At 64.4% G+C, this 17,482-nt stretch carries 21 protein-coding genes; 2 read left to right on the top strand and 19 right to left on the bottom strand.

Annotated elements, in window-relative coordinates; genetic code table 11:
• The 10 genes from DENOEST_RS19100 to DENOEST_RS19055 all read right to left on the bottom strand — a co-directional run.
• Nucleotides 1-846 (bottom strand): hypothetical protein (locus DENOEST_RS19100; protein ID WP_197970674.1); only part of this gene is annotated, 846 nt, incomplete at its 3' end.
• A gap of 67 nt (nt 847-913) precedes the next feature.
• Nucleotides 914-1,225, bottom strand: coding sequence for a hypothetical protein (locus DENOEST_RS19095; protein WP_145770249.1), 312 nt, complete (start codon nt 1,223-1,225; stop codon nt 914-916).
• 12 nt (nt 1,226-1,237) lie between these two features.
• Entirely contained in the window at nt 1,238-1,831 is a 594-nt protein-coding gene (locus DENOEST_RS19090) for a hypothetical protein (RefSeq protein ID WP_145770250.1), read from the bottom strand.
• 12 nt (nt 1,832-1,843) lie between these two features.
• Entirely contained in the window at nt 1,844-2,050 is a 207-nt protein-coding gene (locus DENOEST_RS19085; RefSeq protein WP_145770251.1) for a hypothetical protein, read from the bottom strand.
• Entirely contained in the window at nt 2,040-2,450 is a 411-nt protein-coding gene (locus DENOEST_RS20015; RefSeq protein ID WP_197970673.1) for a hypothetical protein, read from the bottom strand. The genes DENOEST_RS19085 and DENOEST_RS20015 overlap by 11 nt, the downstream gene beginning before the upstream one ends.
• A 116-nt stretch (nt 2,451-2,566) precedes the next feature.
• On the bottom strand, nt 2,567-5,221 hold the full coding sequence (locus tag DENOEST_RS19075) for a DUF4815 domain-containing protein (protein ID WP_197970672.1): 2,655 nt from the start codon (nt 5,219-5,221) through the stop codon (nt 2,567-2,569).
• Between the two features lie 15 nt (nt 5,222-5,236).
• A complete protein-coding gene (locus tag DENOEST_RS19070) occupies nt 5,237-5,929 on the bottom strand; it encodes a hypothetical protein (RefSeq protein ID WP_145770253.1) in 693 nt (230 codons plus the stop codon).
• A 34-nt stretch (nt 5,930-5,963) separates the two neighbouring features.
• Nucleotides 5,964-7,538: a phage tail protein gene (locus DENOEST_RS19065; protein WP_183148296.1), complete on the bottom strand. Its 1,575-nt coding sequence runs from the start codon at nt 7,536-7,538 to the stop codon at nt 5,964-5,966.
• A gap of 42 nt (nt 7,539-7,580) precedes the next feature.
• Nucleotides 7,581-8,423 (bottom strand): baseplate assembly protein, encoded by an 843-nt coding sequence (locus DENOEST_RS19060; RefSeq protein ID WP_145770255.1) that lies wholly within the window; start codon nt 8,421-8,423, stop codon nt 7,581-7,583.
• Entirely contained in the window at nt 8,424-8,759 is a 336-nt protein-coding gene (locus DENOEST_RS19055; protein WP_145770256.1) for a GPW/gp25 family protein, read from the bottom strand.
• Between the two features lie 57 nt (nt 8,760-8,816).
• Here DENOEST_RS19055 and DENOEST_RS19050 point away from each other — a divergent pair, with 57 nt between their 5' ends.
• On the top strand, nt 8,817-9,104 hold the full coding sequence (locus tag DENOEST_RS19050) for a type II toxin-antitoxin system HigB family toxin (RefSeq protein WP_145770257.1): 288 nt from the start codon (nt 8,817-8,819) through the stop codon (nt 9,102-9,104).
• On the top strand, nt 9,101-9,535 hold the full coding sequence (locus tag DENOEST_RS19045; protein WP_197970671.1) for a helix-turn-helix domain-containing protein: 435 nt from the start codon (nt 9,101-9,103) through the stop codon (nt 9,533-9,535). Before DENOEST_RS19050 ends, DENOEST_RS19045 begins: the two co-directional genes overlap by 4 nt.
• Nucleotides 9,536-9,587: 52 nt before the next feature.
• Here DENOEST_RS19045 and DENOEST_RS19040 read toward each other — a convergent pair whose 3' ends face one another.
• The 9 genes from DENOEST_RS19040 to DENOEST_RS19000 all read right to left on the bottom strand — a co-directional run bounded on the left by DENOEST_RS19040 (nt 9,588) and on the right by DENOEST_RS19000 (nt 17,433).
• Nucleotides 9,588-10,250 (bottom strand): phage baseplate assembly protein V, encoded by a 663-nt coding sequence (locus DENOEST_RS19040; protein WP_145770259.1) that lies wholly within the window; start codon nt 10,248-10,250, stop codon nt 9,588-9,590.
• Entirely contained in the window at nt 10,247-10,807 is a 561-nt protein-coding gene (locus tag DENOEST_RS19035) for a hypothetical protein (protein ID WP_145770260.1), read from the bottom strand. The genes DENOEST_RS19040 and DENOEST_RS19035 overlap by 4 nt, the downstream gene beginning before the upstream one ends.
• Nucleotides 10,779-11,132: a head-tail joining protein gene (locus DENOEST_RS19030; RefSeq protein WP_183148180.1), complete on the bottom strand. Its 354-nt coding sequence runs from the start codon at nt 11,130-11,132 to the stop codon at nt 10,779-10,781. The genes DENOEST_RS19035 and DENOEST_RS19030 overlap by 29 nt, the downstream gene beginning before the upstream one ends.
• A 5-nt stretch (nt 11,133-11,137) precedes the next feature.
• On the bottom strand, nt 11,138-12,163 hold the full coding sequence (locus DENOEST_RS19025; protein ID WP_183148295.1) for a major capsid protein: 1,026 nt from the start codon (nt 12,161-12,163) through the stop codon (nt 11,138-11,140).
• 14 nt (nt 12,164-12,177) lie between these two features.
• Nucleotides 12,178-12,570 carry a head decoration protein gene (locus DENOEST_RS19020; protein ID WP_145770262.1) on the bottom strand — a complete coding sequence of 131 codons (393 nt, stop codon included), beginning with the start codon at nt 12,568-12,570 and terminating at the stop codon, nt 12,178-12,180.
• A complete protein-coding gene (locus DENOEST_RS19015; protein ID WP_197970670.1) occupies nt 12,567-13,796 on the bottom strand; it encodes a S49 family peptidase in 1,230 nt (409 codons plus the stop codon). Before DENOEST_RS19015 ends, DENOEST_RS19020 begins: the two co-directional genes overlap by 4 nt.
• 96 nt (nt 13,797-13,892) lie before the next feature.
• Nucleotides 13,893-15,323 carry a phage portal protein gene (locus DENOEST_RS19010; RefSeq protein ID WP_211357689.1) on the bottom strand — a complete coding sequence of 477 codons (1,431 nt, stop codon included), beginning with the start codon at nt 15,321-15,323 and terminating at the stop codon, nt 13,893-13,895.
• A gap of 5 nt (nt 15,324-15,328) precedes the next feature.
• The gene (locus DENOEST_RS19005) at nt 15,329-15,541 is read right to left on the bottom strand and encodes a phage head-tail joining protein (RefSeq protein ID WP_145770265.1); all 213 of its coding nucleotides are present in this window, start codon (nt 15,539-15,541) and stop codon (nt 15,329-15,331) included.
• A gap of 35 nt (nt 15,542-15,576) precedes the next feature.
• Nucleotides 15,577-17,433: a phage terminase large subunit family protein gene (locus DENOEST_RS19000; RefSeq protein ID WP_197970463.1), complete on the bottom strand. Its 1,857-nt coding sequence runs from the start codon at nt 17,431-17,433 to the stop codon at nt 15,577-15,579.
• Nucleotides 17,434-17,482 lie beyond the last annotated feature (49 nt).

The following is a 17,482-nucleotide window of genomic DNA, read 5'->3' as shown; positions in this document are numbered from 1 at the left end:
TCGGGATGATCGAGACGCCACAGGAACTGCTGCTGTGGACAGCCGGTAGTAGCGCGTCGGGTCATCGGTGTTGACAACGTGCCCGGACAGGCCAGAGCCGTAGTAGTAATAGGGCGCGAAAGCTGCCACCCACTGGTTGTCCCAGGTGATCTGGTGACGCATCCCGTAGTAGCTGCCCTGCTCGATGCCGTAGGACGTGGTGGGACACGGTCGTGAAGTTGGTGTCCAGCGTGCCGGTGTTGCCGGTGCCGGGCGTGAGCACCGCCATGTGCGAGCAGTTGCTCGGCTGCGAAACGCCATGGGGCGATCTTGCCGCTTTCTTGGTCGGGATGACCCGCATCCGGTACCTGGCTCTCGGTGTAGCCGGTCGAGCCGTTGGCGTTCCAGCTGAAATCCACATATTGGGGCGGCCGAGGCAGTTGCCAGGCCGGTGGTGAGTTGATCCAGCTGGGCAAAGCCACCGCGCGTGTATTGGCGCAAGGTGGTGCCGGAGAACCACAGCGACATCGGCTGACGATAGCCTTCAGGCCCCACGATCACGCCGAAATTGGCCATGAAGCTGCCCATCTGGTCGGGCTGACGCATCGCCATGCCGCCATTGGCGGACAGGCGCAGCAGCTGGTGGCCATCGACCGAATAGCAGGGCGTGGCCTTGATCCAATAGGTACCTGCCGAACTGGAACTCACCTGGCCGTTGGTGTAGTTCCAGCCGGTGTAGTCCGACCAGATCTCGCCCGAGGTCGCCCAGGCATTGCCCGCATTGGTCTGGTTGGCCCGGCTGACCAGATTGAAATCCGAGTCGTAGATGCTGCAGTCCGGGCTGTTGTTGTACGAGGAGTATACCACCAGGGCAGGGGCTGCTTCTCATAGGCCGGGGCGGTCTCGACCGGCAGCGTGCGCAAAAATCGTCCCATTACGCCACCTCCTCGATGCCCCAGACGTTGAAGCTGACGGTGGCGGCACTGACCTGCACCACGATCTTCTGACCGGCGGCCAAGGAAAGTGCGGTGCGCTCCAGCACTTCGGTCGCCGCCAGGCTCACTTCAAATTCGATGAATTCGCTTTCGGCCGGCGTGCTTGACGCGGTGAGCGCCACGCGCACCTTGGCCGCAGCTGTGCCTTTGTTGCAAGCCGCGACATTGACCACAGCGCGACGTCCGGTGGGCACTTCATAAAGGGTCGCCAGCGTGTTGGCGGCTGGCAGCGCCGTTCCCAAAATGGACATTGAGGGAGCTCCTTAGAGTTGGGCCAAGAAGAAGGTCTTGCGCCCCAGCACCAGTTGCTGGGTGACGCTGTTGGCAGCGGCTTGCGCCGTGGCCACGGCCTGATCGGCCGCGCTTTGCGTGGCGGAGATCGCCTGGTCAGCCGCGCCTTGTGTCGCGGCGATGGCTTGGTCACGGCTGCTGGCGGTTTGCTGGATCGCGGTCTGGGCCGCCGCATTGACGGTGGCCACCGTACTGGTCTCTGTCTGTGCCATCACGGCCAAGGCCGCGTTCTTGGTCTGGGTGACCGAGGCTTCCGCCGCCGTCTTGGTGGCGGTGATCGCGGTCTCGGCCGCTGTCTTGGTGGCCGTGACGTTGGCAATGGCCACATCAGCGGCCGTGGCAATGGTGTCGAGCGTCGCTGTCTCTACGGAGGTCGCGTGCGCCGACATCTCCGCCATCTTGATGTCGCCCATCTCCTCGACCTCAAGGACGGTGGCGCGACCACCGATGCGGTCGATGGCGGTGCCGAGGTACGCCAGCTCTTCGGGTGTGGCGATCTCGGCAGCGGTTTCAATCTTGGCTTTGATCGCGCGCACTGCATCGCGCAGCAAGGGGTCTTTGGCCATGGGAAACTCCTCTTAAAAGCCGAACTGGTGAAACACCCGCAATTGCTGGCGGTGCAGCCGTTCGGTGAGTTGGTCTTGGCCCTGCTGGGTGGACGCCTCCTGCGCGGCCACATCCGCATCGATGCGGGTGAGAGCCTCACGCAGGTTGAGGACGTCTTCAGACAGCAGGTGCTCTGGGTGCGGCAGCGGATAGCCGCGCGGCGTGCGCTCATGGGTCATCGCTCATCCCCATCAGGTGACGATGACGCGCAAGTTGCGCACGAAGGGCCGGTGTTGGTGTTCCGGACAACGCCAGCTTCACGCGCGTGGTGCGGTCGGCACCGACGCCGACGAGGCTGGTGGTCTTGTAGGTACGTTCCACCCAGCCGTTGCCCACCTCCACGCCAGAAGACAAGGACAGCGCCTGGAAACTGCCCGGCGTGCCTGACTCCGCCTGCACCGAGACACTCGAGGTGCCGGGCGTCAGCGCATCGAAGGTCACCGACACATTGAAGGTGGCAGCAGCCGGAATCGCCCGCGACAGGTAGTCGCCAGCGGCCTCCAGCGTGCCGAACACCAGCTGCGTGCCCGGGTAGAGGATCGGACTGGCCGCTTCCGAACCCGTGAGCTTGGCCGACACCGCCAGGTTGCCCGAGAGCTTCGCTCAAGGCCAGCCCCTGATCTTCCGACAGGGTGTAGATCCGCCCTTGCGCATCAGTCACCAGGAACTGCACGTCGGTGCCAGCCGCTGGACGCTCAACGCCCGCGAGTGCCATCACATCCGACAGGTTGGTCACCGTGTACTGGCCCAGCGAGACCGTCTTGCTCGTCTGCGAAAACCGGCAGCCCAGCAGCCGAAACGTCAGGTCCTGCGTCTGGTGCGGTGTCCAGGTGATGCCATTGCTCGATGAGAGCAGTACAACCGATCTGGTAGGGCTGAGCGGTGACCCAACCGGTGCGCGGGTCGTACTTGCCGAGTTCCGCGACCGACACGGCGTGGTTCGCGTCGTCCGTGAGCACCACGATGGCGTACTCGCGGTTGGCCTCGAGCGCCACCGGATCGAGCGTGATCCGGGTCGGGTTGCCGTCGGTCTTGATGTCCGAGGCCGCCAAGCGACCTTCAGTCAGCACCGTGGTGGTGGGCATGCCGACCTGCGTCTCGCGGATCTGCACGATCACGGGAGCCGAGCCACCCTTGGTGGTGAACCACAGCTCCAGCCCGCCGATGGTGCGGCGCTCGGGCAGCGTGAAGGTCTGCGCTAGCGGGTCCCAACGGCGCACCACCGTAGTCAGAATGCGTCGGCGCGTTTCGGTGACGATCTGGCCTCGCCCGACATAAGTCGCCGAGCCGTAGCTGCCGCCGGCACCCAGGAATTCCACCAACTTGGCGCCAGCCGGAATCGCCTGCGGTATCTGGAAGCTGCCCGTGAGCAGACCGGAAGCATTGGCTGCCGTGCCGGCTGGCTGGCCGATCCCGATGCCATCGAAGCGCAGTTGTGCCAGGGCTTCGTTCGGCCCAAACCCCATGACTGTGTAGTCGACCTGCAAGCTGCGCAGAAACTGGGCTTCCTCACTCGAGGAAGCAAGCACCTGCTCCGAACGACGCGTCTCCACGACCTGTTCGAGCACACCGCTGCCAGTGATCAGGCGCTCGGTGACGTCCGACGCCCAGGTGGTGTTTGTGACGGTGAACTGGTCAACCGCAGGGTTCAACGTCACCCGGGCCGGCACAGGCTCAAAGGCCTGGTAGGGGTTGATCTTCATCGACCCTGTGCGGGCCAACTGTTCCACCACAGGCGTCAGGGTGTAGTCCAGTGTCAGTAGCGTGTTTCCGTTGTCCTTGGCGTGCTGGGCACTGGCGGTGATCGGCAGGGTCAGGACACCCGCCACCACCGCGCCGGTCTGCGCCACACCCTGGTCGCGCAAGTCATCGTCGAGAAAGTTGTCGACGAACAGCCCCTTCTTGGCGGCGGGCTCACGGATGTTGGCGTCCACCCGCAGGCGCTCCAGCGCCATCAGGTCATAGAGGTCGGCAATCTGGCGCTGCATCGCGGTCAGTTCCGAGACCTTGATGGTGCGAATCGCAATATTGCGCACCGCAGGCTCAGCGCCATTGCGCCAGTCATAGGCGATCTCGGCCAGCGCCAGCCGCGAAGCGGGCACCGTGGGCGCGATGGGGTTCCTCACCTGTGAAATCCCCTTGATGCGTTCCACCTGGCCATCGGCGGTGAGCGCCAGCACATCCACGCGCGGCAGCTTCCACTGGTAGTCGATATACATCGTGGAACCCTGCACCACGCCCGTGACCTTGAAGCCGGTGTCGGTCAGGTGGGTCGGGGTGATGCTGGCGATGTACTGGTAGGTGACCTGGTAGCTCGATCCGGGTGCCGGCTCGGCACCGCCCGGACTCCAGTCGATCTCATCGCCGACGACCTTGTAGTCGGTGCCCTGGGCGTAGGTGGTCGTGCCTTGTTTGATGGTGAGCACGGCCACCACCGTCGGTTCGGTCAAGACATCGCGACTGCCGGTGAAAGCGCCATGGACCACGGTCTCGGTCTTCTGCTGGGTCACCTTGATGTCGAGCACCTGCGCCAACGGCGGACGGTTGATCGTGACGACCATCGAGCCATCGCCGCTGTCGTTGAAGACCTGCGGTTCCGAGGACACCCGCTGCAGGTCCGGGTCAATGGGCAGCCGCAGGCGCTGCGATTGGCTGCGCTCGACCTTGAAGCCGTCGATGTTGGCGCGGCCCTCGGCGACCGAGAAAATGTGCTCTTGGGCATCGGTATTGGTGCTGAGGAAACGCACGCCCAGCCCTTCGGTCACGTAGTGGCCGTTGGCGTCATAGTCGTAGCGCGCCAGGCTCGCAATCACGCCATCGAGCACCGGCGGCTGGCGGCGGTTCTCCAGGATGCCGTTGTCCAGCGCATAGACTGCGTGGAAATCACCGGGCTGGCCATCACTGGTGCCGGCACCTTCCCAGCCCCAGGCGAGGGTCTCCTGCAGCCGCCCGGCACCCGGCTCCTGGTAGTTGCGCACGCCGACGGCGGGTTCGCGAAGGTTGGGGTCTTCGAGTTCGGTGACCGTGCGGGTAGTGAAGCGCACGCCGACGGCCACCCGACCATCGACCGGCACTGTGAACGTGGCGGCAGGCACCTCGCGCACCGCGCCACGCAGATAGACACGACCGGCTTCCAGGGTCACGAGGCCCGAATCAGCCTCGATCTGCAGGTTGGCCCCGCTGACGATGTCGCCATCCTTCAACAGCGCATCAGCCACGCCCTGCAGACGGTGGATCAGGGTGGTCTGGATCTCGTTGAGTTCTCGGGATTGCAGGCCGTCGCCGGCGCGGAACAAGAGCTGGGTGTAGTGCTTGGCCGGGTCAAACAGGTTGTAGTAACGCTCGATCATGGATGGCCTCGCGATTTAGAAAGTGACGACGAATTCGAAGGTCTCGCGAGTCGAGGGCTGGCGCACGATGGGCACCGAGTTCTGCAGCACGAGGAGGATGCCGGGCTCAACGACTTGGCTCGGCACGAAGAATTTCTGCCCAACGGGCAGTTCGGGATCGGTCTGGGTGCCGACGAAGAGGCCTTGCTCGCGCACCACGCTGGTGGCGGCATCTTCGAAGTCGAAGCGCACCCGAATGAAAAGGTGGTTCGTGGGCTCGGTGACCAGCCGGTAGCGTCCGGTCGGCACCACGATCTCGCCCTCTGGGTCAGCGGCGACGAAATGCGCCTCATCGACCACCCGGCGGCCTACTTCGCGCAACAGCGCCGTCTGGCCTATGGATTCGGGCGGATGGGAAACCTTGAAATGGATCGTCACCTCGCCCTGTTCGGGGATGGTGCTGGCCGGCAGACGCCGGATCACGCCCTCGCGGGCATTGGCGCTGTAGTCGATGTCGAGCGTGTACTCGGTCTGGTCATCGAGCGAGGTGACGCGGATGTCGGCCAGATGCTGGAAGCCCAGCTCGATCACACCCGCTTCATCGAAGGATGTGCTGATCGCCTTGGTGGTGTCCCACAGCGGATCGCCCTCGCCCAGGGCGAGGTGCAGGGTTTGTTCTTTGATCGCGGCGGCAAGCGCAGCGCGACCGCTGGCAGTCAGGATGGCCATCGGGTGCTCCAGAAAATGAATGGGGGTAGAGAAATCAGGACTGCGTGCTGTGGGCGCAGCCAATCAGCTCGCGGGTGTCGGTCCAACTCGAGGTCGGCCAGCGCACGCCGGTCCAGGTCTGGCCGCTCCAGGTGGCACGACCGCTGGCCAAGGCCACACGCGAGGGCGCAGCCTGCGTGTGGGTGTTGCGCCCGGTGCTTCGGGTCAGCAAGCGCGACAGGCTGCTTGGCGTTTCTACAAACCCGTAGGGCGTCGCATCGGTGAAGCCCGAGATAGCGATGTGCATCTCGGTCAGCGTTCGCCACTCGACCTCGGCCACATCACCCAAGGTGAGATCGCCGAGGGTGGACAGCGGCCGTGTGCGCAGCAGTGCTCGCCGGGGCGTGCGGGTATTGATCTCGCCCAGAATGACTTCACTGAGCACCACCTGAGCCCGTTGATACAGGCGTGACCGCCAGCCAGCGGCATCGGGCAAGGCAGGGTTGCCTCGGGTGTGATCGCGGCGTACAAAACCCTGGTCCAGGCTAGGCAACGATTCGCCCAAGGCCCACATCCCCAGCGCCTGATCGGCACGGGCCTGAACCCGGGAGATAGCCTGCCGAGCACGGTGACTCTGTAGAGCCAAGGTCGGCACGACCAGATCACCCGGATGGCCACGAACGAAGCGCTCCAACACTTCTACCCGTGTCAGCCGGTGTGGCGTTGCGGACAACCGGTCACCGCTACCCAGCGCTATCGGCGCGCCCGTCTCCCGCCAGACAAAGCGCGGCAGGTTGGCGTTGATGTCGCCCAAGGGCGTGCTGTCCGAGAGCACCACCATCGCCCGGCAAAACCTCCGCTCGGGGCGCATCCCCAATGGATCAGGCACGCCCAGCGCATTAGCGAGCGTGAACAGGTGCGAGTGCAGGATCTCCTCGTTGAGCGTGTGGCCTGGTTCACCCAAGCTGGAAAAGTCCAACAGGGTGCGGTCGATCAGGCGGGCTACCACAAAGCGCACAGCCTCCCGCGCGGGCGCCAGCACGATGTCGGGCGGTGGGTTCACCCATTGGTGGCCCCGGCCAAAGGACAACTTGGTCTGCCCGTCCCGCCAGAACACCCCACTGTGATCGGACAGCAGCGCCTCGCCCAGCCGACTCTCATCGAGCAAGACGCGGCGCAGGTCATGGCCGTGATAGATGCGTGACAGCCGACTGCGGGCCGGTGCCGACAGACGGGCGATGGCGATCAGGTTGGCAATCGCCGTGTCGTTGTCGAGCACTTCTCCCGGATCGAGTTGAAACTCGGCAAAGCGAACACCGGGCGGTTCCTGCTCGACCGTGGCGCGCATCCCGATCCAGGACAAGGCGGTCGCCAGCGCGGCCGGGGTGCCACGCAGTCTCTGCCAGAGGATGCCCTCAGCGATGAGCGCGCGCGGCTCCGGCAAATAGGGCAGCAATTCGCCCAGCCCGTATTCCCAGATCAGCCAAGGCAGCAGCGGGTCAGACGGATCGGTCTTGAACTGGCGGATCGCATCTGCCGGCAGTGTCAGCCGGGACAACGAATTGGTCGCCAGGGATAGCGCCCGCTCCAGCGGTGTGGCATTAGCGGGCAGCAGATGGTCAGCGGTCATGTGCCCTCCAGCGCAGGGGGAGAAATGGGAAGACGCGAAGCGCTATCGATCCCTCCCCGCAAATTCCAGATTCAGATTCATCAGCCGCACCGCTTGGTTGGCGTTGGCGCGAATGTCGGTCGTGGGTGAATGCAACTCGACCTTGTGCACGCCAGGACGCTGCAACGCGCCAATCAACCAGGACGGTGTCAGATCCCAGCCCAGGCCCGACTGCGCAGCCAACGCTTCCTTGAACCGTGCCACGATGGCCTCGAAGGCCGCCACGGGTGTATCGGGGTAGAGCCAGATCCGGGCGCTCACCGTGACGGGAATGAGTTCGGCCGGCACCACCTCGACGGTATCGGTCAGCACCCGGATGTCGTCGCGCAACACCACAGCGCGCACGGCATCGAGCACCGCATCCGGGACAGTGTCTGCTTCGCCCTTGGCGAGCACGCTGATGCGCACACGCCCGGGTTCCGGGCTGTCGACCTCAACATCGGCCACCTCGGGGGAGGCCGAGAGCGCCCAGTAGCGGTAGTGTGCCGCGCCACCGGCATTGGCAAAGCCGATGATGCGTTGACGGGTGCGCAGGCGCAGCGCCTCATCGGTCTCAGCCATCAAACGCGTCACGCCGTAGAAAGCGGCCAGGTGGTCGAGATCGCTGCCGGTGGCAAAGGCCAGGAGGGAGGCCTTGGCAGCGGCGTTGATGCGGTTCCTGAGCAGCACTTCACGATAAGCCGCGACCTCCAGAAGCTTGACTGCCGGGTCCGAGGCCAAGAGGGCCGAGTAGTCCGGATAGCGGGATTGAAACTCGGTCTGCAGTTCAGAGAAGATCGTCTCGAAGGACAAGGTCTCGATCACTGCCGGGGTTGGCAAACTCGCCAGATCACTGAGCGTGGTCATTCACACCTCTACTGCGGTAAGGACCGTGGCCTGGCCATCGGGCAGATAGATGCCTTCCAGATCGAGCACGACTTGCCCGACTTCTGCTCTGGCGATGCGCACCCGGGTGAGCTTGAAACGCGGCTCCCAACGCGCCAGCGCCTCGGCGGTGGCTGAATACAGATCCATGGCCAACCTCGGGGTCATGGGGTTGTCGACCAGCGTTGGCAGGCGTGAGCCATAGTCACGGCGCATCACACGCGTGCCGATGCGGGTGGTCAGGATGTCGCGGATGCTCTGGCGCAGGTGGTCGATGCCAGCCAGGGGCTGGCCAGTTTGGGCGTTGATTCCTAGCATCGATGGCCTTCGGGATGGTTCGCTTGCGTTTATCTCAATCTGAGATAAACTCACTCCATGAAAATCATCAGCAACAGCGCCCTGCGGGCCTTCGCTGCCGATCATCCTCAGGCCGAAGCCCCCTTGCAGGGATGGCGGCGGGTGATTGAAAAGAACCGGTTTGCCAACTGGGCCGAGCTCAAAGCCGCCTTCAATGCGGTGGACAAGGTTGGCGAGTTGGTGGTGTTCGATATTGGCGGCAACAAGTACCGTCTGATCGCTTACATCCGGTTCGAGAAGCAAATCGTGTACATCAAGGCGGTGCTCACCCACCGGGATTACGACAAAGGAGCGTGGAAATCATGAATGCAGCCATCGACGTGAAGCACCTGCTCCCTGTCTGGGAACAGTTCCGTGCCGCCACTGATATCGCCCCCATTCGGGACGAGGCCCACTACGCGCGGATGACCGAAATGCTCGAAGCCCTGCTGGATGAAACCCAGGGCGATGAAAACCATCCCGCCATGGGCTTGGTTGACATCGTGGGCGACCTGATCGAGGACTACGAGGCTGAGCATCACCCACTGCCCGAGACCACCGGCGTGCAAGCCCTGAAATTCCTGATGGAGCAGCACGGCCTGAAGCAAAGTGATCTTTCCGAAATCGGCAGCCAGGGCGTTGTCTCTGAAATTCTGACCGGCAAGCGCGAGCTCAACATTCGGCAAGTGCGGGCGCTGAGCGAGCGTTTCGGGTTTCTGCCGCAACCTTTGTTTGAAACGAATACCGCCGGCAGGTGAAGCGAGGGTCGGTAGTGGTCTCCCCTCAATTCTCCCCAGGGTCGCATCACGCTCAATGCGAGTGATGGTTCGAGTTGCCGCCGGCGTCCATGATGGAGCCGGTGGCCGAGACATTACCGTTGACCTGAATGTCGCCCTCAATGCTTGCCCCGGCACCACCACTGCCTTTGCCGACCAGCCCCTTGAGGTAGGTGAAGAGCTTCTTCACCAACACCGTGCCGGTGAAGGTGCTCTCTGCGGCATCGGCGAGAAGTTTCGGCGTCGAGAATGTCGTGCCGTCATCACGCAGCTCCAGGGTGGTAGCGCCAATCTGCAGCACGATCTTTCCACCGGCCGGTACAGCCAAACGCCAGTGGTGCTGGGCGCGGTCGTACTCCATCACCGCCCCATCCTTGAACAGGGTGCGCGAGATATCCGCCGAATCGGCCGGAGCCGGATGCTCGGCGCGGTAGATCGAGCCCACCACCACGCCCTGGTTGAGATCACCGCCCGGTGCGACCAGCAACACCTGCTCGCCCGGCTCTGACGGATGCCAGGTCCGATCCAGCCCGGCCCGTACCGTCGCAAAAGGCAACCAGCCCGTGGTGATGGGACCAGCCTGCACCCGCACGCGGGCACGCGCCGTGTCGAGCGCCACCACCTGGCCCATCAGCGCCACGTTACTGATGCGTCGCTCTGCCTCGGTCATGTCCTGGTGCAGGTTGCGCTCGGTCATGAGGTCGGCTCCCGGTAATGGGTGCCGGCCGGCTGATAGCTGTGCTCATGGCCAGGGCCGATCTCCGGCACCCAGCTCACCAGCACCTGCAGCGGCAGCGGCAGCACCCTGTCATCGATCACAGGCTTGGTCCAGTAGCTGATCTCGAAAGACAGGCGAGCAGCCAGAATGGGCGTGTCGCCCTCTCCGCCCTGATCGACCTCGGTGCGGGTCAAGCGTGTGCCCTCGACCAGCAGCCCCAAGGTCTCGTCGGCATCGAGGATGGCTTCAACCGCCTGTGCCAGCACATCGGCTTCCTCTGCGGCGGCGTCACCGCTGGCGATGATCTCGACCGACAGCTCCAGCTTCCGATAGCGCAAGCCAGCATCGGCATTGGGCTGATCCTCGATACGCTCGTCGCGGGTGTAGATCAGGATGGCTGGCAGCTTGCCGGCAAAAAGCGGGGTACTGCGATGGATGCTGATGCGCGCGGCGGTGATGCGCGGGTCAATGGCCGGCAACTGCGCTAACAGACGTTCCTTGACTGCCTCACGAATCAGGGTGCGTGGGTGCTTCATGGCCGCCCCCTTTGTGCAGCATCAATTTGAGGAAGCCGAGCCCATCGGGTCGCACCTCGACGATCAGGTAGAGCGCACCTTGCACCGTCACCGCATCGCCCTCAGTGGGCGTGGCGGGCAGATCTGACTGCCGTACCTCCAGCACGGGCTGCACGCTGGACACCGACACGCCCGTGCTGGCATCCACCTCCTGGTGCATCGCGGTAAACACGCCCCGGCCCGCCAAGGCCTGAGGCTGTCCTTCGATGTGAAACACCACCGGCTCACCAAAGGTGGTGAGCACGATGGCGGACATGGCTTGGGTCAGATCACCGAATACGGTCATCGCCATCACCAGCCATTGCTCGAATGCAGCCGCACCGTCAGGGCCGGTCGCTTCACAATCGGCAGCGGGTTGGACTGGGTGTAGATGTCGACGCCGGTGCCGTTGGGCCGTGCGAGCTGGTGGGCATAGAGCTCCTGACCATAAGTACCGACGGCTTCCATCAGGTTCGCGGGTGCGAAGTAGGTGCGGAAGGTGTCGAGCGTGCCCAGCGGGAACGCCACCCCTTCGCGCGGCGGGATCAGGCGCACAGACGTACCGTTGGCCAACGTGACGGTGCCGAAATACTCCTCGAACAGGATGGAGCCGAAACGAAAGCCCCGGCGCACATCGTCGCGCAACGGATTGGTACCGGCCGTGCCCTGATAGAAGGTGTAGGCCTCCTTGACGGTCTTGTGCTTGACCAGGGCATCGAAGAACTCGGGGCTGACCAGGGCGTGGATGGTGGTCATCATCTCGCCTTTGAGGTTCTCTTCGATGTGGCGGGCGACCTGGGTGCAGTGGATGACCATGTCTTCGGTGCCACCGAACACAAAATCCACCTCGGGTTTCTGGATGTCGAACTCGTCGTGCCAGTCGTAGAGGTTTTGCCCCCCGTCCTTGGTGATGCCCAGCAGAGCATTGACGCGCATGTACTCGAGCGTCTGCGCGTGTTTCGCACGCATCCGGGCGAGCTTGCGGGTCATTACGGTCACCAGCGGGTCTTCACCGGCCGCCAGACCCAGGCCACGGATGCCCTGGATTTCCTCGGGCAGCACCACGTCGTTGTGCGGGATATGCGGCACGGCAAAGGAGCGTACCGAGCGCTTGTCGGTAGTGCCCACCGTCGCAGGCGCGCCGGGCGCAACAGCCGGCAGCAGACGCAGCTCGCCCTCGATGGACTCAATGGTGACGTTGCGCTGGGAAATTGGCTCGGGTGCAAACAGCCCCAGCTGGCCCACCCGGCCGTAGGGATTGGGCAGCATCTGGATGGCGGCCGACATCTCGGCCAGCGTGAAGCCGCCGGCGTCGAACGGATTGACGATCACGGTCATGGGGGAACTCCTTATCAAGCGACCGGACGCACGACGATGCCGTGGGCAGCCAGTTGCTGGTGTTTGAGGGATTGGGCGGCGGCGTCTGCCACGGTGGCATCGAAAGCCAGCGCACGGTCAGCGACGATCACCTGCCCGCGCGCAAGCACAACGGCCTGAGTGTCGGTGTCGCTGACGGCGACCGGGTGCAGCAGCACGGCCGAAGCAATCTCGGCGCCTTCGATGCCTGTGGTCGATGCCGCAGGCGAAAACGCATAGACGCCCGTGGCGGTGATGCGACCGAGCACGGCACCCAGCGGATAAGCGGCGCCAGCCTTCAGGGTGACGGTCTCGCGGGTGTAGTCCGGGTCGGACTCGCGCTTGATGAGGTCACCCAGCGTCGATGGGGAAATCAAAGGTGTGCTCATTTACGGGCTCCATAGGCTTGGGCCGCTTTGACCAAGGGGCTGTCAGCGACGGATTGGGGTTTGGTAGAGGCAGGTGCCGGGGCCTCGGCCACGATGTCTTGCGCCACATCCCGCTCGGCAGCCTGCTTCAGCACCGACTGGCGCAGCGCGTCCGGGGTGACACCGCGCGCCAGGGCCTGGGCCGGATCGACGGTGACCCCGAGGCGTTTGGCCTGGGCGGCGATCTCGGTCAGCTCGGCAAGTTGGCGGCGCAGTCGCTGCTCAACTTGAGCAGTGATGGCCGCTTCATCGAGCGGCGGCGGGGTTTGCGGTGACTGCGCCGGGGTCGGGGCTGTGTTCTCTTGGGCGTCATCCACCGGCGTGACGAGGTTGTGATCATTCATGGAGATCTCCTGCTGGGAAAGTTGGGATCGAGGGGTAGTGCGTGCAGCCGACAGCGCAGCGGCCTTGTTGCGCAGGCTGCGGCCGGCAGACAACGCCAGCTGGCGTTGCAGGGCGGTCAGCGCCTCGCGGGTGGTGCCGAGCTGATCGGCGAGGCCTGCCTGGATGGCTGCCTCACCGCGATAGACACGGGCTTCGGTGGCGCGCACCACCTCTGGCGTCAGGCGCCGAAACCCGGCGACCAGCGCGATGAACTGGTCGTGCAGCTGATCGATGTCGGTCTGGATGTCAGCGGCGACTGGTGCCGGCAGCGGCGCGTGCGGATGGCCATCGACCTTGTGGGCGCCAGCGTGCAGGAAGGTGTAGGTCATCCCGGCTTTGGCGTCGGCCACTGACTCATCAACGTGTACCGCCACCACGCCAATCGAGCCCACCTCGGCGGTGCGGGTGAGCCACAGTCGGTCAGCGGCACAGGCAATGGCGTAGGCCGCCGACAGCGCCGCCTCATCGGCGATGGCCCAGAGCGGCTTGCCCGAGGTCTGTGCCAGGGTGCGTAATCGCTGCGCCAGATCGAACACCCCACCCGCCTCACCGCCACTGGAGTCGATCTCCAGCAGGACGGCGCGGACCTGCGGGTCGGTAAAGGCCGCTTCGGCCATGGCCTCGATCTCGTGATAACTGGTGAGGCCACTGGCTGCACCGATATAGGAAGAGCGACGCACCAGGGTGCCGAGGATCGGGATGATGGCGATGCCCTCCAGGTTCTGGAGGCCACCAGTCATGCCGGCATCAACAGTGGCCGGCGGTGGCGTGGCCAGGATGTCGCCCGCGAGCTTTCTGGCCACCACCCCGAGGATCACTTCGAGTTTCGGGCGCGCAATCAGGAGCGGCGTCCCGTATAGGCGGGACGCCAGGTAAGGCAAATCGGTCATGGGGATTCCTCAGTTCGAGGGAGCGGGGGCTGGCGGCGGAACCGGTACAGGCTTGCACCCAAAAGAGAGCCCCAGGCTGTCCTCACGCCGATGGTCACCAGCAATCTCGGCATCGACCATCGCGGCATCAAAGCCCCGTTCGGCAATCGCCTGGGTACGCGACTTGAGTCCGGCCTCGATGGCATTGATCTCGGCGCGGATGTCTTTCAAGGGATCGACCCAATCCCAGCGCGGGGGCAGCCAGCTGCAGTCCAGGTAGTCGGCGCGGCGTTGCTCGTAGTCCGGAAGATCAAGGGAGCCCGAGAGCACCGCCGTGTCCATCCAGCGCGCCCACACCGCCCGGCACAGCTGAAACACCAGCACCGAGTGCTGGAAGGCTTCGATGCGGCGGCGAAACTCCAAGAGCGCCGCTCGGGTGTTCGAGTAGTTGGCCTTCAACATATCGGCCGACAGGTTGGCGTAGGGCAACCCCAGGGCGCCAGCGACCTGCAAGAGCGTCCGGTACTGGAAGCTCTCGTAGTTGCCACCGACATCGGCCGGGGTCGAGAAGGTGATGTCCTCGCCGTCATCCAGGATCTGGAGTTGCCCGGGTTCGAGCGGCAGCAGCGGTTCGCCCCGGTCATCGGTTTCATTGCTGTTGTCGAAGTCACGCTCGGGCCGACGCACGAAGCCGACGAACATCGCCGCGACCTTCTTGCGGTCGAGTTCGGCATCGTCGTACTGGTCGAGCAAGAACAGCTTCACCAGCGCCGGCGAGAAGCGCGACACGCCGCGCAGTTGCCCGGCATCGACCGGATCAACAATGTGCAGCACCGACTCAGCCGGCACCCGCACGGTCTCCCCCGCCAGTCCCGGATCGGTGATGTCACCCGGGTGGCGGCGCAGGAAGTGGTAGGCCACGCGCCGGCCGATGCGGTCGAACTCGATGCCTTGGCGGATGCGGTGACCGTTCTCCAGCAACTGGTTGTGGTTCAAGGGCAGCATCTCGGCCGGCAGCATCTGCAACTGCAGTGGCACGGACAAACCATCCTCGGGCCGGCGTGGTCGGATGCGGAAGAACACTTCGCCGGCGATGAACAGTTCCCGAGCGGCCCGACGTTGCTGGCCATAGAAATCCGTCAGCCCTTCGGCATCCGACTCGTCCGTCCAGCGCAGCCACAGGCGCTGCACCCGATCCTTGAGCACTGCATCACCGATCCCCGACGAGGGTTTGATGCCGGTGCCTACCGCATTGCCGGCCCAGGACTCGACTGCATTGGCGGCGTAGCCGTTGTTGCGGATCAGGTACCGGGCACGCGCGGTCATATCGGCGCCGGCGGCTTGGATCAGCGTATTGACGTGGGCACGGCTGGCGTGAAACGTTTTGAGGCGTCGCGCGGACAGTCCGCCCTCGAAGCCGCCCACCATGGCACCGACCTTGCGGCGCAGGTTCTTGAGCATCCCCATCACAACCCCTTCCCGGCATAAGCGCGGATGCGCCGGGCACGCGGGCGGCCTTCTGCCTTGGCGATCTCACGTTCCAGATCCCCCAGGGCCGACTGCAGCTCGGCGTCCGACTTGTAGGTGACCCACTTGTCGCCGGCCTTCACAGTAAGCACGCCGTTGAAGCGGGCGGCCTGCAGGGCTTCCCGCTGGGCCTTGAGTTGGTCGAGGGTCATGGACAGCACTCCCGGCCAGCGGGAGGCTGGCGGTATCAGAGGTAAGTGGAAGAAATCGCCATGCGCCGACGGCGCGGGCTGGCGGTCATCGGGGCCGAAACAGGTGTGCTCTTGCCTTGGCGACTGGTCGGCACCGGCGGCAGCGCCTCGACCCGCTTGTTCAAATTCAGTCCCATCGACAGCAGGCCGTGCAATGCCGCGTAGGCGTACACCCGGCAATCGAGCGCTTCGTTGCGCCGGCCATCCGGTTTCCACCAAAAACGATGCGGGAAACCCTTCACGTAGCGGGTGCGAATCCGCTCGGCAGTCAGCTGCTCGAAATACTGCGCATCCCGATCCAGTGGGAAATGCATCGCACCAGCCCCGGCGTCTGACTTCTTCAAGCGGGCGTAGATCGCTTCCTTGGCGGCATCGACCCCCACCGTGAACAGATTGACCTTGCCCTTGTTGGCCTTGCTCGGGCGCTTGGGCCAGATCGGGCGTTTGCCCGAGCCACCCTTGATCGCCCAGATACGTTTACGCTCCCGGCTCTTGCAGAAGGCGTAGGCCGCCAGCGTGTGGTGGCCACCGGTGTCGAGGCAGGCCGCTTCGATGGTCAGGCCATTGGCCAGCGTTTCATGCTCGAAGCGGTTGCCCAGATAGGCGTCGAGTTGCGCCCAGGTGTCCGGTGCGGACGGGTCGCCCCACAGCACCTTGTAGTCGATGGACCACGACTCCTCGTCCCGGCCCCAGCCAACCACCTCCAACTCCAGGCGGTCGTCCTGCACGTCGATTCCGCAGGTCAGCAGCGCGACCTCAGCAGGAATCGCTGGGCCGTAGGCTTCACGACGTTCCATCAAGCCTTCGGCGTCCAAGGTCTCACCCTCCCGGTCTTCCCAGGTCTCGGCCAGTTTGGTATTCACCCACACCTTCAATCTGACGGGGTCTTCCTTGGCCGCGTGATGCTCTTGGGCAATCTCGCCCCAGGTGAGCCAGGGGCTATATAGGCTGGAGAGATGGAAGCCCACCGTCTTGCCATCGCCTTGCGATTTGGCGGTCCAGCGGCCATTGGCGAGCAGCGCCGGCTTGCGGTACTCGGGGTGAATGCCGTCGCAGTGCGGGCAGTGCCAGGCGGCCTCGCTCATCTTGCCGGTCGGCCATTGGATGTCGCGCCACTGGATCTGGCTGTGCGCCCCGCAGTGATCGCAGGGCACTTCGAACACCCGCTGGTCCGATTCCAGGTAAGCGGCTTCGATGCGCGAGAAACCCTTCAGGGTCGGGGTTGAGCACAGATAGACCTTGCGATTGACAAAGGTGGCGGCCCGCTGCACGGCCAGTGCCACCGGATCGCCTTCGCCATCGGCGTCGCCCGGGTAGCCATCCACCTCATCGAGAAACAGGTAGCGCACCGGCATCGAGCGCAGGCCCACCGCTGAGTTGGCGCCGGTCATGATCAGCACGCCACCGGGGAATTCCTTCATCAGCTGGGTGTTGCCGGAATCCCGGCTTCTCGGGTCTTTGACGCGGCTGGCGAGTTCGGGACTCGCTTCGATCAGCGCATCCACCCGCTGCTTGGAGACGCGCTTGGCGCCTTCCACCGTGGGCTGCACCAGCAGCATCGGCCCCGGTGCGTGGTGGATGACGTAGCCCAGCCAGTTCAATCCGGCTTCGGTCTTGCCGATTTGCGCCCCGGCCATCAGCACTACGCGCTCGAAGCGGGAGGTGGCCGACAGCGTTTCCATCACCGCCTTGAGATACGGCGTGCGGCTGGTCGACCAGCGTCCCGGCTCGGCGGAAGCCACCGAGGAGAGCATCCGGTGGCGGTTGGCCCAGTCATCGACGGTGAGGATGGGGTCAGGCGCGAGCCCTCGTTTCCAGGCCGATTCAACAGCCGATTCAGCAGTGTCGAACACAAGCCACTCCGATGCGAAATAGATGGACCGAACGCTTGGCTTCAATCGG

Origin of the sequence: Denitratisoma oestradiolicum (assembly GCF_902813185.1) — a bacterium.
GTDB classification, from domain to species: domain Bacteria; phylum Pseudomonadota; class Gammaproteobacteria; order Burkholderiales; family Rhodocyclaceae; genus Denitratisoma; species Denitratisoma oestradiolicum.
This window is presented reverse-complemented; position numbering and strand designations above follow the sequence as displayed.

Coding starts and splice junctions, on each gene's coding strand:
- DENOEST_RS19035 (WP_145770260.1), bottom strand. CDS start 10,807: ATGAAGCACCCACGCACCCTGATTCGTGAGGCAGTCAAGGAACGTCTG.
- DENOEST_RS19065 (WP_183148296.1), bottom strand. CDS start 7,538: ATGACCGCTGACCATCTGCTGCCCGCTAATGCCACACCGCTGGAGCGG.
- DENOEST_RS19060 (WP_145770255.1), bottom strand. CDS start 8,423: ATGACCACGCTCAGTGATCTGGCGAGTTTGCCAACCCCGGCAGTGATC.
- DENOEST_RS19025 (WP_183148295.1), bottom strand. CDS start 12,163: ATGACCGTGATCGTCAATCCGTTCGACGCCGGCGGCTTCACGCTGGCC.
- DENOEST_RS19050 (WP_145770257.1), top strand. CDS start 8,817: ATGAAAATCATCAGCAACAGCGCCCTGCGGGCCTTCGCTGCCGATCAT.
- DENOEST_RS19040 (WP_145770259.1), bottom strand. CDS start 10,250: ATGACCGAGCGCAACCTGCACCAGGACATGACCGAGGCAGAGCGACGC.
- DENOEST_RS19020 (WP_145770262.1), bottom strand. CDS start 12,570: ATGAGCACACCTTTGATTTCCCCATCGACGCTGGGTGACCTCATCAAG.
- DENOEST_RS19055 (WP_145770256.1), bottom strand. CDS start 8,759: ATGCTAGGAATCAACGCCCAAACTGGCCAGCCCCTGGCTGGCATCGAC.
- DENOEST_RS19075 (WP_197970672.1), bottom strand. CDS start 5,221: ATGATCGAGCGTTACTACAACCTGTTTGACCCGGCCAAGCACTACACC.
- DENOEST_RS19095 (WP_145770249.1), bottom strand. CDS start 1,225: ATGTCCATTTTGGGAACGGCGCTGCCAGCCGCCAACACGCTGGCGACC.
- DENOEST_RS19085 (WP_145770251.1), bottom strand. CDS start 2,050: ATGACCCATGAGCGCACGCCGCGCGGCTATCCGCTGCCGCACCCAGAG.
- DENOEST_RS19045 (WP_197970671.1), top strand. CDS start 9,101: ATGAATGCAGCCATCGACGTGAAGCACCTGCTCCCTGTCTGGGAACAG.
- DENOEST_RS19005 (WP_145770265.1), bottom strand. CDS start 15,541: ATGACCCTCGACCAACTCAAGGCCCAGCGGGAAGCCCTGCAGGCCGCC.
- DENOEST_RS19010 (WP_211357689.1), bottom strand. CDS start 15,323: ATGCTCAAGAACCTGCGCCGCAAGGTCGGTGCCATGGTGGGCGGCTTC.
- DENOEST_RS19070 (WP_145770253.1), bottom strand. CDS start 5,929: ATGGCCATCCTGACTGCCAGCGGTCGCGCTGCGCTTGCCGCCGCGATC.
- DENOEST_RS19090 (WP_145770250.1), bottom strand. CDS start 1,831: ATGGCCAAAGACCCCTTGCTGCGCGATGCAGTGCGCGCGATCAAAGCC.
- DENOEST_RS19030 (WP_183148180.1), bottom strand. CDS start 11,132: ATGACCGTATTCGGTGATCTGACCCAAGCCATGTCCGCCATCGTGCTC.